The sequence below is a fragment of the Pseudomonas sp. KCJK9000 genome, from assembly GCF_046230725.1.
Classification (GTDB): Bacteria; Pseudomonadota; Gammaproteobacteria; order Pseudomonadales; family Pseudomonadaceae; genus Aquipseudomonas; species Aquipseudomonas promysalinigenes.
In genome coordinates this window covers 1-331 of sequence record NZ_JBJJLN010000151.1, presented here as the reverse complement: position 1 = coordinate 331, position 331 = coordinate 1, and the positions used below count along the sequence as shown (strand labels likewise).

The window sequence follows — 331 nt, the reverse complement described above, 5'->3', positions numbered from 1 at the left end:
ACCACCTTCCTGGACGGTGTTGGTCGCCGTCAAGGTGACACCGGTGGTGTCCAGCTTCGCTGGGTCGTCGGTGACCGTGGTGCTAGGAGTACCGGTGGTAACCAGTTTCTCGTAGTTGCCGCCAGTGACATTGGTGATGCTGTTGGTCAGCGGGGCATTGGTGTTGTAGACGTTGTTTGGCGCAACGTAGTCGACCGAGCCAGAGCTTGCGTTGACTGGGATGGTGATGGTCTGGCCATTAGCCAAAGTGATCACCAGCGGTTTCTCAGTCACAGGCGCGGTCACGGTGGCGGTGTAGGTCACAACGCCGCCTTCGGTCACGCTTGGGGTA

At 59.2% G+C, this 331-nt stretch carries 1 protein-coding gene; it reads right to left on the bottom strand.

Translation table 11 applies throughout. From position 1 onward, the window contains the following. Positions 1-331, bottom strand: a 331-nt coding sequence (locus ACK59H_RS23030; RefSeq protein WP_409265003.1) for an immunoglobulin-like domain-containing protein, incomplete at both ends; no start/stop codon positions are given.